The following is a 13,394-nucleotide window of genomic DNA, read 5'->3' on the forward strand; positions in this document are numbered from 1 at the left end:
GCGATGAGCATGCACACGCTGCCACCATCGGTATTGAAAGGCGAGGGCATGACCTCGCAGCGCGCGCGCGACCGGCTCGCCGCGCAGCTCAAGGAAAGCGGAGTCCGCGATGCACGGGTGATCGACGTGATCCGGAACCTGCCGCGCCACCATTTCATCGACCAGGCGCTGCATTCGCGCGCCTACGAGAACACCGCGTTGCCGATCGGCCACGGCCAGACCATTTCCCAGCCCTGGGTCGTGGCGCGGATGACCGAAGCGTTGCTGGAGCACTTCGACGAGCGCAAGGAAAAGCCCGGCCGCGTGCTGGAAATCGGCACGGGCTCCGGCTACCAGGCCGTGGTGTTGGCGGCGCTGGTCGAGCAGGTCTACACGGTGGAGCGCATCGAGGAACTGCTGCGCCAGGCGCGGCGGCGCTTCCGTCAGCTCGGCATCGGCAACATCCGTTCGCGCCACGACGATGGCAAGCTCGGCTGGGCTGACGAGGCGCCGTTCGACGCGGTGATCCTCACCGCGGCAGGCGACAGCATTCCCAGCCGCATTCTGGAGCAGCTCAGTCCCAGCGGCGTGCTGGTGGCGCCCGTAGGGTCGCCCAGCAATCAGGTACTGATTCGCCTGCGCGGCGACGGAGAGGGCGATTTCGTGCAGGAAGAACTCGGGGCGGTCAGCTTCGTGCCATTGCTCGGGGGCATCGGCTGATGCGTTTGTTCGGCAGACTCTACGCCCGCGCGCTGACGTGGGCGCGCCATCCCCACGCCGTTCGTTACCTGTGCGGACTCAGCTTCGTCGAAGCCTTCATCTTCCCGATCATGCCGGAGGTGATGCTGGCGCCGATGATGCTGGGAAAGCGGCACAGGGCGTTCTTCTACGCGAACATCAGCCTGGCCTTCTCGCTGCTCGGTGCGTTGGTCGGTTACACGCTGGGGCATTGGGCGTTCGAGGCGTTGAAGCCGCTGCTTGGCACGCTGCATCTGCTGGCGCCCATCGAGCTGGGTGTGCAGAGCCTGCGCACACAGATGGCCGAGCATCGCTGGGGGCTCTATGGCGTGCTGATGCTGGCAGCCTTGCAGCCGGTGGTACCGATGAAGTTCGTGACCTGGGCAGCGGGTATCGTCGGCGTGCCGGTGCTGCCCTTCCTTGCTTGCGTGGCGCTGGGGCGCGGCAAGCGCGTGTGGTTGCTGGCGTTGTTGATACGGCTGTTCGGCGAGCGCGCCGAGCACCTGCTGCACAAATACATCGAATGGATCGGCTGGGCCGTGCTGGTGTTGCTGGGAGCATTGCTGGCGTGGTGGATCTGGCGGCATTGACGGCGGCGGGTCGCATGAAAGTACAGGGGTGCTTCGCTATGCTGGCGCGCATGAATCGATACCGTTCTTTATTGCCGCTCTTCGTTGTATCGCTGCTGCTGTCGGCCTGCAGTACTGTGGTGGTGGAGCCGGCTCCGGGCCAGCAGCACTACGGCGCGCCCGTTGCGCCTGCACATGCCGTGGCGCGCACGCCGATTCCCGGTGGCAGCTATGTGGTGGTCAAGGGCGACACCATGTATTCGATCGCCTTCCGCAACAGCGTGGACTATCGCGACTTGGCGAAGTGGAACGGCATCGCCGTGCCCTACACGATCTGGCCGGGGCAGAAGCTGCGCCTGTCGCCGCCAAACGGCGGCAGCGCACCGCCCTCGCAGGCGGCGACTGCCGTAGCCAAGGCGAACCCTGCATCCACACCAGCTGCGCCGCCTGCTCCGGCCGCGCCGGTCTTCGAGAATGTGCCGGCGGAAGCGTCGGTATCGAATGCCGCGAGCGCGGTAGCGCCGCCGCATGCGCAGGCACCCACGGCAACGACCGCTGCGTCAATTACCGTGCCTGCCGTACCGGCGAGTACCGTGGTGCCCGTCGCGGGTGGCCCCAAGCCTGTGCCACCGCCGGCTCCGGCCCCGACGCCCGTGGTAGCGACCGGCAATTCCCACGCGGCGGGCGGCGTGACCTGGCGCTGGCCGGCCGACGGACAGATCCTCAAACGCTTCACGCCTGGCGACGCGGTGCCGGGTGTCGAGATCGCCGGCAATGCCGGCGACCCGGTGCGAGCGGCGGCCGATGGCGTGGTGGTGTACAGCGGCAATGGCCTGGTCGGCTATGGCGAGCTGGTCATCATCAAGCACAACGACAGCCTGCTGTCCGCCTATGGGCACAACAGCAAGCGTCTGGTTACGGAAGGCCAGCGCGTCAGCGCCGGCCAGGAGATCGCCCTGATGGGTTCCAGCGGCGCCTCGCGCGTGGAGCTGGGGTTCCAGATCCGCAAGGACGGCAACCCGGTCGATCCGATGAGTTACCTGCCAGCGAAGTGAGTTCTTCCTGAATAGCGCGGCCCCGGACAGCCGCCCGTCTGGTCTTTGCGCTCAGGAATGAGCGCCAAGAATGAACGCGGCGACGACACGCCGTCCTTCGCCGGCCAACAGGTTGTAGGTGCGTGCGGCCGCAGCGTTGTCCATCGCCTCGAGGCCGATACCCTTGCGCAGGAAGCCAGCCATGAAGGCAGCCGGTGGAAATGCCTGGCGCGAACCGGTGCCCAGCAGTACCAGCTCCGGTTGCAGGGCGAGCAGGGTTTCGACGTGCTCGGCCCCCAGGCTGCCGATTTCGTGTACCGGCCAGTGTTCGACCGCTTGGTCGGGTGCCAGCAAGAAGCTGTCAGTGAGCTCGCGGTCGATCAGAGTGATGCCGCTCTCGCCGACGCGGCGTACGAACAGGTACCCATCGGGCCGGTCGAGCGAGAGATCCATCAGCGGGGCAGGGCGATCTTCGGCTCGTCGGCATTGCGACGGAACAGCACGGCGACGTGGCCGATCTGCTGCACGGCTTCGGCGCCGGTGCCGGTCAGCAGGACGTCGAGTTGCGCTTGTCGCTCGTCCTTGTCACCACCGGAGAGCTTCACCTTGACCAGTTCGTGGATCTCCAGCGCCGAGCCCAGTTCCTTGACCACGGCTTCGCTGGCGCCCTTGTTGCCGAGCAGGATGACCGGGTTCAGGCCATGGGAAAGGCTGCGCAGGTAACGGATCTGCGACGGAGAGAGGGCCATGCGGTGGCTTCGATTCGCGGGGATTGGGCGGCAAAGGGTATCATGCGCGACCATACCCCTGTAGCGATGTTGTCCCATGAGCCGCAGCAAGAGCAGCGCCGGCTGGCTGCGTGAACATTTCAATGACGTCTACGTGAAGAAGGCGCAGGCTGAGGGCGTGCGCTCGCGCGCCGTCTACAAACTGGAGGAGCTGATCGACCGCGACCGCCTGCTCAAGCCGGGCATGGCCGTGGTGGATCTGGGCGCTGCGCCGGGCGGATGGTCGCAACTGGTGCGGCAACGGTTGGGCGACAGCGGCAAGGTGTTCGCGCTGGATATCCTGCCGATGCAGAGCATCGCCGGCGTGGATTTCCTGCAGGGCGATTTCCGCGAGGAAACCGTGGTGCAGGCGCTGGAGGCGCGGCTGGAAGGGCAGAAGCTGGATCTTGTGCTGTCCGACATGGCCCCCAATATGAGTGGAGTGGCGTTGGCCGACCAGATCCGGGCAATGGCGCTGGCCGAACTGGCGCTGGATTTTTCCCGGCAGTGGCTTAAGCCGGGAGGTGCGTTCCTGATCAAGCTGTTCCAGGGCGCGGGCTTCGACGATTACCTGCGCAGCTTGCGCGCGGACTTCTCGCGCGTGACGATGCGTAAACCAAAGGCCTCACGCGCGCGTTCGCGCGAGGTGTACGCGCTGGCGACCGGCCGCAAGGCCGCCGCGGCGCATCCGGGCGGGAACGGCGCATGAACGAAACAGCGAAACAAGTGTTGCTCTGGGTGATCATCGCGGTGGTGTTGTTCACCGTATTCCAGAGCTTCAACCCGCACGGTGGCGGGTCGTCCAACATGGCCTACAGCGCCTTTGCACAGAGTGTGGACAACGGCAACGTTTCCAGCGCCGTGATCAGCGCCGACCAGCCGGCCAGCATCAGCGGCAAGCTGAAGGACGGCACCAGCTACCGAACCGTGGCCCCGATGCTGGGTTTCTCCACCAATGCGGTGGTGAAACAGATGCAGGACAAGGGCGTGGAAGTCCGTCAGGATCCTGCCGAGAGCTTTTCGCTGATCGGCTTGTTCGTAAGCTGGTTGCCGATCCTGGTGTTCGCCGGTGTACTCATCTGGTTCATGCGCCAGATGCAGTCCGGCGGCGGCGGGCGCGGTGCGATGAGTTTCGGCCGTTCGCGCGCCAAACTGCAGGGCGAGGACCAGGTCAAGGTCAACTTCAGTGACGTGGCCGGTTGCGACGAGGCCAAGGAGGAGGTGGGCGAACTCGTCGAATTCCTGCGCGACCCGTCCAAGTTCCAGAAACTGGGAGGCAAGATTCCGCGCGGCGTGCTGATGGTTGGCCCGCCCGGCACCGGCAAGACCTTGCTGGCCAAGGCCATCGCGGGCGAGGCCAAGGTGCCGTTCTTCTCGATCTCCGGTTCGGACTTCGTGGAAATGTTCGTGGGCGTGGGCGCCAGCCGCGTGCGCGACATGTTCGAGCAGGCCAAGAAGCATGCGCCCTGCATCATCTTCATCGATGAAATCGACGCGGTCGGCCGCCATCGTGGCGCCGGCCTCGGCGGTGGCCACGACGAGCGCGAACAGACCCTCAACCAGTTGCTGGTCGAGATGGACGGCTTCGAAGGCACCGAAGGCATCATCGTGATCGCGGCTACCAATCGTCCCGACGTGCTCGATCCCGCGCTGCTGCGCCCGGGTCGTTTCGACCGTCAGGTGGTGGTGGGCCTGCCAGACGTGAAGGGGCGCGAGCAGATCCTCAAGGTGCACCTGCGCAAGGTGCCGGTCGCCGCCGACGTCGACGCCATGACCATCGCGCGTGGCACACCGGGTTTCTCCGGGGCCGACCTCGCCAACCTGGTCAACGAGGCGGCGCTGTTCGCCGCACGCGAGAACGCGCGCGAAGTGCGCATGGCTCACCTGGACAAGGCGCGCGACAAGATCCTGATGGGCACCGAGCGCCGCTCGATGGCGATGAGCGAGGACGAAAAGAAACTCACCGCCTACCACGAGGCCGGCCATGCCATCGTCGGCCGCCTGGTGCCGGAGCACGATCCGGTCTACAAGGTCACCATCATCCCGCGCGGCCGTGCGCTGGGCGTCACCATGTATCTGCCGGAAGGCGATCGCTACAGCATGAACCGGGTGGCGATCGAATCGCAGTTGTGTTCGCTGTACGGTGGACGCGTGGCGGAAGAGCTGATCTTTGGCACCGACAAGGTGACTACAGGTGCCTCAAACGACATCGAGCGTGCCACCAAGATGGCGCGCAACATGGCCACCAAATGGGGCCTGTCCGACGAGCTTGGCCCGATCACCTATGGCGAGGACGAGGACGAAGTGTTCCTCGGCCGTTCGGTGACTCAGCACAAGAGCATTTCCAACGAAACCGCCAGCAAGATCGACGGGGTGGTGCGCGGCATCCTGGATCGCGCCTATGCGCGCAGCACCCAGCTGTTGACCGACAACATCGAAAAGCTGCACGCAATGGCAGAGGCGCTGCTGCAGTACGAGACCATCGACGCGCGCCAGATTGACGACATCATGGCCGGACGGCAGCCGGGGCCGCCTGCGGACTGGAACCGCAATGCCGGCGGTGGTTCCACGCCGCCGCCTCCGCCGCCCAAGAGCGGTGACTCCACGGTGGGCAAGGTGGGCGATCCGGCGACACAGAACCGCTCCGGCCTGGACGTCTGAATTGGCCGTCTGGACGTCCAGACGGAAGTGGGTGCCGAATCGACCAAAGGGAGCCGCCACGACGGCTCCCTTTGTCGTTTGTGGAGCGGCCTGGTAATCCTGCCCGGCGAGTTTCGACGCGCAGCCGGAATGGAACAGGGCAGAGCACGGATTGCGAACGTGAAAAAAATTCACGAAAAGTGTTGACCTTCGATGCGTGACCCTGAATAATTCCGCTCCTCGCTTCGGCGGCCAGTGAAACCGGTCGACGAAACGATAAGTTCAGTGCGCGCCCGTAGCTCAGTTGGATAGAGTACCTGGCTACGAACTAGGTGGTCGGGAGTTCGAATCTCTCCGGGCGCGCCATTTTGTACTGCAAGTCGAAGCATCCGCGCTTCGTCATGCGCCGCGGAACAGGCTGTTTGCCGATGCCGCGGGATGGTGGGCATGGTGTCCTGGGCGATGCTTGCGGTTTGATGCTTGGTACGATCAACCGTGGTGTTCCGAGGCTCCGTTGATGAAGGCTGTCGCGGGCTCGTTCGGGGTATAGCTCAGTCTGGTAGAGCGTTGCGTTTGGGACGCAAAAGTCGGGGGTTCGAATCCCTCTGCCCCGACCACTGCCTGTTCTGCAAATGGCGTCCGCGCCTGTAGCTCAACCGGATAGAGCATCGGCCTTCTAAGCCGACGGTTGCAGGTTCGAGTCCTGTCGGGCGCACCACTAAATGATTTCATGGTGGACGTAGCTCAGCTGGTAGAGTCCCGGATTGTGATTCCGGTCGTCGTGGGTTCGAGTCCCATCGTTCACCCCAAAATTCAGGTTTCAGGGCCGTTAGCTCAGTTGGTAGAGCAGTTGACTCTTAATCAATTGGTCGTAAGTTCGAATCTTACACGGCCCACCAACACCGGAACGCCGACCCTCGTGGTCGGCGTTTCGCTTTGCGGATGCGGCTGGCGACATGCGTTGCGTGCTTGTGCTGCGGCTTGGCGCGCCCGTACAATGAACCGCTTTAGCGCAGGGTAATCATCGACTTAGGTACTGGCTGGGCGGGTGGGGTTCTGCCATGAAAGCCGGGCACGACAAGCGAAAGTGGCGGAACTGGTAGACGCACCAGATTTAGGTTCTGGCGGGTAACCCCCGTGCGGGTTCGAGTCCCGCCTTTCGCACCAACAGTGATGGTTCTCGGCGCAGCTTACGGTTGCCGCCATGGCGCCCGGTCGGGTGTCACAACAATCAGGTTTCAGGAGACGACATGCAGGTTTCGGTTGAAAGCATCGGCACGCTCGAGCGCAAGCTCACTGTGAAGTTTCCCGCCGAGCGCTACGAGACGCAGGTGGGTGCGCGCATCGCGGAGCTGGGTCGCACGGTGCGACTGAAGGGTTTCCGCCCGGGCAAGGTGCCGGTGGCCGTCATCAAGCAGCGCTTCGGAGAACAGGTGCGTGGCGAAGTGTTGTCCGACCTGATCGGCAGCACGCTGCGCGAGGCGGTGACGCAGGAGAAGCTGCAGCCGATCGCCAACCCCGCCATCGACACCACCGGCAAGCCGGAAAACGGCGAAATTGCCTACACCGCCACCTTCGAGGTGATGCCGGAGTTTCCGTCGATCGACGTCTCCGCGCTGGAGATCAAGCGTCCGCAGGCCGCGGTGAGCGACGCCGACATCGAGAAGATGCTGGAAACGCTGCGCCAGCAGCGCCGCAGCTTCGAACTGGTCGAGCGTGCTTCGGTCGAGGGCGATTTCGTGATGTTCGAGTACGCCGCGCAGGTTGGCGACTACCGCTTCCCGGCGGAAGGCCTGGAGCGTGCTGGCAGCGTGCTGGGCTCGGGTAATCTGTTCAAGGCGCTGGACTCGGCGCTGACGGGTCACAAGGCCGATGACAGCTACGAGGCCGACATCGAATTTCCGGCGGATTTCCGCAACGAGAACTTGGCCGGCAAGACTGCCAAGGTCAGCTTCAAGGTCGTCAAGGTGCAGGAGCCGAAGCTGCCGGAGATCGACGCCGAGTTCGCCAAGTTGTTTGGCATCGCCGATGGCGACCTGGAACACTTCCGCAAGGAAGTGCGGGCGAACCTCGAGCGCGAGCTGAAGGCGGCGCTGATGGGCCGCCTGAAGTCCGAGGTGGCCGAAAAGCTGTCCGACAAGCATGGTTCGCTGGACGTGCCGAACATGCTGGTGCAGTCCGAGGCCCGTGCGATGGCCGCGGGCAGCGTGCCGCGTGGCCAGCAGCCGCCGCCGCAGTTGGTCGAAGCAGCCCTGCCGATGGCGCGCAAACGCGTGATCGCGGGCCTGCTGATGGGCGAGATCGCCCGCAAGCAGGAGCTGAAGATCGATCGCACGCGTGTGGCGGAGCAGCTCGCCGCGATCGCCTCGACCTACGAAGAGCCGGAAAAGGTCATTGAACTCTACAACGGCGACCCCCAGTTGATGTCTGGGTTGCAGAACCGCGTGATGGAAGACCAGGTGGCCGAGTGGGTGGCGGAGCATGCCAACACCACCGTGCAAGACCTGAGCTTCGACGAAGTGATGCGCCCCGCGGGCGCCTGATACAGGCATCCGTCCATCGGGTCTGGCGCACGCCGGGCCCGATGGCATACTCCCTTCAGGCACATCAATCAGAGAGCGCACAGACCATGGAACCGATCCAGAACCTCAACTTGGTGCCGATGGTCGTCGAGCAGACCGCCCGCGGCGAGCGTTCCTACGACATCTATTCGCGCCTGCTGAAGGAGCGCGTGATCTTCCTGGTCGGCGAAGTGAACGACCAGGTGGCGAACCTGCTGGTCGCGCAGATGCTGTTCCTCGAATCGGAAAATCCGGACAAGGACATCCACCTGTACATCAACAGCCCGGGCGGTGCGGTCACGGCGGGTCTGGCGATCTACGACACCATGCAGTACATCAAGCCCGACGTCAGCACCATGTGCATTGGCCAGGCATGCAGCGCGGCTTCCTTGCTGCTCATGGCCGGCGCCAAGGGCAAGCGTTTCTCGCTGCCGAATTCGCGCGTGATGATCCATCAGCCCTCGGGGGGCGCCCGTGGCCAGGCCACCGACATCGAGATCCAGGCGCAGGAAATCCTCTATCTGCGTCGGCGCCTCAATGACATCTATGTGCAGCACACCGGCCAGCCGCTGGAGAAGATCGAGCGGGACATGGAGCGCGACCGCTTCATGAGCGCCGAGGCGGCCCGCGAATACGGCCTGATCGATGCGGTGCTCGACCGCCGTGCCGTCGATTCGGTCAAATCGGCCTGATATTGACCTTGCGATCATCCTGATCGCAAGGTCAAGTGGGTGGCCGTCCATGGCCCCACTCATCGCGGTATCGACCAAGGGGCTTCGCGTCCGCCAGCCGGTGCGGAGCCCTGTGCTATTCTCGGGCCGTAATTGAATTAACCACGGTTTTACCAGCGGGATCGAATATGAGCGACGACCGACAGGGGCGTTCCGGTGACAGCGGCAAGATTCTCTACTGCTCTTTCTGCGGAAAGAGCCAGCATGAGGTGCGCAAGCTGATCGCGGGTCCGTCCGTGTTCATCTGCGACGAGTGCGTTGAGCTTTGCAACGACATCATCCGCGAAGAGCTGGAAGAAAAGGCGGCCTCCGGTCGCACTCAGCTGCCCAAGCCGAAGGAAATCCGCGAGTCGCTGGATCAGTACGTGGTGGGCCAGGCTCGCGCCAAGAAGGCGCTGGCGGTGGCGGTATACAACCACTACAAGCGGATGGAGTCGCGCCAGAAGGGCGACGACGTCGAGCTGGGCAAGTCCAACATCCTGCTGATCGGCCCCACCGGCTCAGGCAAGACGCTGCTTGCCGAGACGCTGGCGCGCCTGCTCAACGTGCCGTTCACCATCGCCGACGCCACCACGCTGACCGAAGCCGGCTACGTGGGCGAGGACGTCGAGAACATCATCCAGAAGCTGCTGCAGAAGTGCGACTACGACGTCGAGAAGGCGCAGTCGGGCATCGTCTACATCGACGAGATCGACAAGATTTCGCGCAAGAGCGAGAACCCGTCAATCACCCGCGACGTTTCCGGCGAAGGCGTGCAGCAGGCACTGCTCAAGCTGATCGAGGGCACGCTGGCCTCGGTGCCACCGCAGGGTGGACGCAAGCATCCGCAGCAGGAATTCCTGCAGGTGGACACCAAGAACATCCTGTTCATCTGCGGCGGCGCGTTCGCCGGCTTGGAAAAAGTGATACAGCAGCGTTCCGAAAGCACCGGCATCGGTTTCGGCGCCGAAGTGCGCAGCAAGGAGCGCACGCAGAACCTGGGCAAGGTGCTGGCCGACGTGGAGCCGGCGGACCTGGTGCGCTTCGGCCTGATCCCCGAATTCGTCGGTCGCCTGCCGGTGATCGCCACGCTGGAGGAGCTGGATGAGCCGGCGCTGGTGAAGATCCTGACCGAGCCGAAGAACGCCGTCACCAAGCAATTCAAGAAGCTGTTCGAGATGGAAGAGGTGGAGCTGGAGTTCCGCCCCGAGGCCCTGCAGGCGATCGCCAAGAAGGCGCTCAAGCGCAAGACTGGCGCACGCGGCTTGCGCACCATCCTCGAACAGGTGCTGCTCGACACCATGTATGAGCTGCCGTCGCTGGAGCACGTCAGCAAGGTGGTGGTGGACGACGCGGTGATCGAAGGTCAGGCCGAGCCCTACCTGATCTACCGGGGCAACCTGCAGCAGCGTGCGGCAGGCGAGGGCGGCGACGCCGCCTGATCGTCGCAGGCTATGCAAACACGGCTCCGGCGTCCGCGTCGGAGCCGTTTTGTTTTGAAGAGTGCAGGGACAGGTGGCGGTCCGCTCGAATCTCGTGAAACATGGACGTTCGCCTAGGTAGGCCGCGCTTGAGTAATTCCCGTTTTGCCACCACTTGACGTGTCATGCGGCCCGGCGCAGTGTCGGGCTCGCCCCACCGTATTGCCGTGAGAAAACCCGATGGCCAAGAACGCCCCCAAGCGCGCCATACTCGATGCGCTGCCCGTATTGCCACTGCGCGATGTGGTGGTCTATCCGCATATGGTCATCCCGTTGTTCGTTGGGCGGGACAAGTCGATGCGTGCGCTGGAGCGTGCCATGGAGGGCGAGCGGAAGATCCTGCTGGTGGCGCAGAAGAGCCCGGATATCGACGACCCGGCGGTGGACGATTTGCATCAGATCGGCACCTTGGCCGGCGTGTTGCAGCTGCTCAAACTGCCCGATGGCACGGTGAAGGTGCTGGTCGAGGGCCAGTCGCGCGTTTCCATCGAAGACTGCCGCGAGGACGGCGGCATGCTGGTGGCCGGTTCGCGCGTTATCGAGCCGGTCTATGGCAGCAAGGACCGCGAACTGGACGTGGTGTCGCGCACCCTGGTGTCGCTGTTCGAGCAACTGGTGAAGCAGAGCCGCAAGCTTCCGCCGGAAGTCCTGGCCAGCCTGTCCGGCATCGAGGACCCCTCGCGTGTGGCCGACTCGATCGCGGCGCACTTGTCCGTGCGCATGGCTGACAAGCAGAAGGTGCTGGAAACGGCCGACGTGGGGGAGCGGCTGGAATTGCTTATCGGCCTCGTCGACGGCGAAATGGACCTGCAGCAGGTGGAAAAGCGCATTCGCGGTCGCGTGAAGTCGCAAATGGAGAAGAGTCAGCGCGAGTACTACCTCAACGAGCAGATGAAGGCGATCCAGAAGGAGCTGGGTGAGGGCGAAGAGGGCCCGAACGAGATCGAGGAACTGCAGAAGAAAATCGAGAACGCCGGCATGCCCAAGCCGGTGCTGGCCAAGGCGCGGCAGGAATTCGGCAAGCTGCGCCAGATGTCGCCGATGTCGGCCGAGGCCACGGTGGTGCGCAACTACCTGGATTGGCTGATCGGCGTGCCGTGGAAGAAGCGCAGCAAGGTGCGCAAGGATCTGGCGCTGGCGCAGGAAGTGCTGGACGCTGACCACTTCGGCCTGGAGAAGGTCAAGGAGCGCATCCTCGAATACCTCGCCGTGCAGCATCGCGTATCGACGATGAAGGGGCCGATCCTGTGCCTGGTCGGACCGCCCGGCGTGGGCAAAACCTCGCTCGGTCAATCCATCGCCAAGGCTACCAACCGCAAATTCGTCCGGATGTCGCTGGGCGGAGTGCGGGACGAGGCGGAGATCCGCGGCCATCGGCGCACCTACATCGGATCGATGCCGGGTCGCATCGTGCAGAACCTCAACAAGACCGGCAGCAAGAACCCGCTGTTCGTGCTGGATGAGATCGACAAGATGTCGATGGACTTCCGCGGCGACCCGTCCTCGGCATTGCTGGAAGTACTCGATCCCGAACAGAACCATGCCTTCAATGATCACTATCTGGAGGTCGACCTCGACCTTTCCGAAGTGATGTGGGTCGCCACCGCGAATTCGTTGAACATTCCCGGGCCTCTGCTCGATCGCATGGAAGTGATCCGTATTCCGGGTTACACCGAGGACGAGAAGCTCAACATCGCGCAGAAGTATTTGCTTCCGAAGCAGCTCAAGGCGAATGGCCTGAGGCCGGAGGAATTGAGCGTCGCCGAGGAGGCCGTGCGCGACATCGTGCGCTACTACACGCGCGAGTCCGGCGTGCGCAATCTCGAGCGCGAGATATCCAAGATCTGCCGCAAGGTGGTGAAGGAGCTCACGTTAGGCGAAGTGCGCAAGGCCAAGGGCAAGACGAAGCCGGTGGCGGCGGCCAAGGCAGCCAAGGGCAAGACAAAGGCCGCGGGGGCCGTGGTCGTGGATTCGTCCAACCTCGACCACTACCTCGGCGTGCGCCGCTTCGACTTCGGCCGCAAGGAGCTGCAGAACGAGGTTGGCCTGGTCACCGGCCTGGCCTGGACCCAGGTGGGCGGCGAGTTGCTTAGCATCGAGGCGTCGGTGGTGCCGGGCAAGGGGCATCTGGTGCATACCGGTCAGCTTGGAGACGTGATGAAGGAATCCATCCAGGCCGCGTTGTCGGTGGTGCGCGCGCGCGTGGATCGATTGGGCATCGACGCCGATTTCCACCAGAAATTCGATATCCACGTGCACGTGCCCGAGGGCGCCACGCCGAAGGATGGCCCCAGTGCCGGCATCGGCATGTGCACCGCGTTGGTGTCCGCGCTGACCAAGGTGCCGGTGCGCTCGGAAGTGGCGATGACCGGCGAGATCACCCTGCGCGGCCGCGTACTGCCCATCGGTGGCCTAAAGGAGAAGCTGCTGGCGGCGCATCGCGGAGGCATCACCACGGTGATCATCCCGGAGGACAACAAGAAGGACTTGGCCGACATGCCGGCCAATGTCACCTCGTCGTTGGAAATCCACCCGGTGCGCTGGATCGACGAAGTGCTGGACATCGCATTGGAGCGCGCGCTGCAGCCGAACGAAGCGAAACCGGAATCGCACACGGCACACGAGGAAAAGCCGGAAGCCGAGGAGGCTGAGTCGCATATCCGCCCGCATTGAAATCACACGCAGGCAAGGCGCCGCCGGGTCGTCAATCGACCTGCGGCGCCTTGTTCATTCACGCCTCCGGAGAATCCGCAAGTGCCGCAGGTGTTTTGCGGGATGCAAAAGTTTCAGCGACCTCCATGTATCGCCCGGAAACCTTGCTGCAGCTTGTATTGCGGTGCTTGGCGAGGCGCTGGTATAAAGGCGGGACCGTGATCCCGGCGCCTGCTGCATGCGTCCGCGATGCGGGGTTGCGT

Annotated in this window: 11 protein-coding genes and 6 tRNA genes; 15 read left to right on the plus strand and 2 right to left on the minus strand. The window is 63.9% G+C overall.

Going from position 1 to position 13,394, the window contains the following annotated elements; all coding sequences use genetic code 11:
* Window positions 1-3: 3 nt before the first annotated feature.
* The 3 genes from ISP25_RS00725 to ISP25_RS00735 are packed head-to-tail and all read left to right on the plus strand — an operon-like array spanning window position 4 to window position 2,341.
* Window positions 4-699 carry a protein-L-isoaspartate(D-aspartate) O-methyltransferase gene (locus ISP25_RS00725; protein WP_192157707.1) on the plus strand — a complete coding sequence of 232 codons (696 nt, stop codon included), beginning with the start codon at window positions 4-6 and terminating at the stop codon, window positions 697-699.
* Window positions 699-1,307: a YqaA family protein gene (locus ISP25_RS00730; protein WP_192157705.1), complete on the plus strand. Its 609-nt coding sequence runs from the start codon at window positions 699-701 to the stop codon at window positions 1,305-1,307. Before ISP25_RS00725 ends, ISP25_RS00730 begins: the two co-directional genes overlap by 1 nt.
* Window positions 1,308-1,357: 50 nt before the next feature.
* A complete protein-coding gene (locus tag ISP25_RS00735; RefSeq protein WP_404611603.1) occupies window positions 1,358-2,341 on the plus strand; it encodes a peptidoglycan DD-metalloendopeptidase family protein in 984 nt (327 codons plus the stop codon).
* A gap of 51 nt (window positions 2,342-2,392) precedes the next feature.
* Here the strand turns inward: ISP25_RS00735 and ISP25_RS00740 are convergent, their stop codons facing one another.
* Complete coding sequence (locus ISP25_RS00740; RefSeq protein WP_192157703.1) at window positions 2,393-2,773, minus strand: Mth938-like domain-containing protein; 381 nt, start codon at window positions 2,771-2,773, stop codon at window positions 2,393-2,395.
* On the minus strand, window positions 2,773-3,069 hold the full coding sequence (locus ISP25_RS00745; protein WP_404611605.1) for a YhbY family RNA-binding protein: 297 nt from the start codon (window positions 3,067-3,069) through the stop codon (window positions 2,773-2,775). Before ISP25_RS00745 ends, ISP25_RS00740 begins: the two co-directional genes overlap by 1 nt.
* 76 nt (window positions 3,070-3,145) lie before the next feature.
* Between ISP25_RS00745 and rlmE the strand changes: the two genes are divergently transcribed.
* The 12 genes from rlmE (at window position 3,146) to lon (ending at window position 13,152) form a co-directional block, all read left to right on the plus strand.
* Entirely contained in the window at window positions 3,146-3,796 is a 651-nt protein-coding gene (gene rlmE / locus ISP25_RS00750) for a 23S rRNA (uridine(2552)-2'-O)-methyltransferase RlmE (protein ID WP_192157699.1), read from the plus strand.
* On the plus strand, window positions 3,793-5,748 hold the full coding sequence (gene ftsH / locus ISP25_RS00755) for an ATP-dependent zinc metalloprotease FtsH (RefSeq protein WP_192157697.1): 1,956 nt from the start codon (window positions 3,793-3,795) through the stop codon (window positions 5,746-5,748). Before rlmE ends, ftsH begins: the two co-directional genes overlap by 4 nt.
* A gap of 268 nt (window positions 5,749-6,016) precedes the next feature.
* Window positions 6,017-6,093 (plus strand) — tRNA-Arg (locus ISP25_RS00760).
* A 174-nt stretch (window positions 6,094-6,267) separates the two neighbouring features.
* A tRNA-Pro gene (locus ISP25_RS00765) sits at window positions 6,268-6,344 on the plus strand.
* A gap of 24 nt (window positions 6,345-6,368) precedes the next feature.
* Window positions 6,369-6,445: transfer RNA gene (locus ISP25_RS00770), tRNA-Arg, on the plus strand.
* Window positions 6,446-6,460: 15 nt separating this feature from the next.
* Window positions 6,461-6,536: transfer RNA gene (locus ISP25_RS00775), tRNA-His, on the plus strand.
* 14 nt (window positions 6,537-6,550) lie between these two features.
* A tRNA-Lys gene (locus ISP25_RS00780) sits at window positions 6,551-6,626 on the plus strand.
* Between the two features lie 182 nt (window positions 6,627-6,808).
* A tRNA-Leu gene (locus ISP25_RS00785) sits at window positions 6,809-6,894 on the plus strand.
* Between the two features lie 83 nt (window positions 6,895-6,977).
* The gene (gene tig / locus ISP25_RS00790) at window positions 6,978-8,270 is read left to right on the plus strand and encodes a trigger factor (RefSeq protein WP_404611608.1); all 1,293 of its coding nucleotides are present in this window, start codon (window positions 6,978-6,980) and stop codon (window positions 8,268-8,270) included.
* Between the two features lie 86 nt (window positions 8,271-8,356).
* Entirely contained in the window at window positions 8,357-8,980 is a 624-nt protein-coding gene (gene clpP / locus ISP25_RS00795; RefSeq protein ID WP_192157693.1) for an ATP-dependent Clp endopeptidase proteolytic subunit ClpP, read from the plus strand.
* Window positions 8,981-9,147: 167 nt separating this feature from the next.
* The gene (gene clpX / locus ISP25_RS00800) at window positions 9,148-10,440 is read left to right on the plus strand and encodes an ATP-dependent Clp protease ATP-binding subunit ClpX (RefSeq protein ID WP_192157691.1); all 1,293 of its coding nucleotides are present in this window, start codon (window positions 9,148-9,150) and stop codon (window positions 10,438-10,440) included.
* Between the two features lie 219 nt (window positions 10,441-10,659).
* Entirely contained in the window at window positions 10,660-13,152 is a 2,493-nt protein-coding gene (lon, locus tag ISP25_RS00805) for an endopeptidase La (protein WP_404611610.1), read from the plus strand.
* The last annotated feature ends 242 nt before the right edge of the window (window positions 13,153-13,394 follow it).

It is taken from the genome of Rhodanobacter hydrolyticus, assembly GCF_044904645.1.

What these genes read in the sequence shown, in the direction of transcription:
- rlmE (WP_192157699.1), top strand. Translation starts at nt 3,146, where the DNA reads ATGAGCCGCAGCAAGAGCAGCGCCGGCTGGCTGCGTGAACATTTCAAT.
- clpX (WP_192157691.1), top strand. Translation starts at nt 9,148, where the DNA reads ATGAGCGACGACCGACAGGGGCGTTCCGGTGACAGCGGCAAGATTCTC.
- ISP25_RS00740 (WP_192157703.1), bottom strand. Translation starts at nt 2,773, where the DNA reads ATGGATCTCTCGCTCGACCGGCCCGATGGGTACCTGTTCGTACGCCGC.
- ISP25_RS00730 (WP_192157705.1), top strand. Translation starts at nt 699, where the DNA reads ATGCGTTTGTTCGGCAGACTCTACGCCCGCGCGCTGACGTGGGCGCGC.
- tig (WP_404611608.1), top strand. Translation starts at nt 6,978, where the DNA reads ATGCAGGTTTCGGTTGAAAGCATCGGCACGCTCGAGCGCAAGCTCACT.
- lon (WP_404611610.1), top strand. Translation starts at nt 10,660, where the DNA reads ATGGCCAAGAACGCCCCCAAGCGCGCCATACTCGATGCGCTGCCCGTA.
- ISP25_RS00745 (WP_404611605.1), bottom strand. Translation starts at nt 3,069, where the DNA reads ATGGCCCTCTCTCCGTCGCAGATCCGTTACCTGCGCAGCCTTTCCCAT.
- ISP25_RS00725 (WP_192157707.1), top strand. Translation starts at nt 4, where the DNA reads ATGAGCATGCACACGCTGCCACCATCGGTATTGAAAGGCGAGGGCATG.
- ftsH (WP_192157697.1), top strand. Translation starts at nt 3,793, where the DNA reads ATGAACGAAACAGCGAAACAAGTGTTGCTCTGGGTGATCATCGCGGTG.
- ISP25_RS00735 (WP_404611603.1), top strand. Translation starts at nt 1,358, where the DNA reads ATGAATCGATACCGTTCTTTATTGCCGCTCTTCGTTGTATCGCTGCTG.
- clpP (WP_192157693.1), top strand. Translation starts at nt 8,357, where the DNA reads ATGGAACCGATCCAGAACCTCAACTTGGTGCCGATGGTCGTCGAGCAG.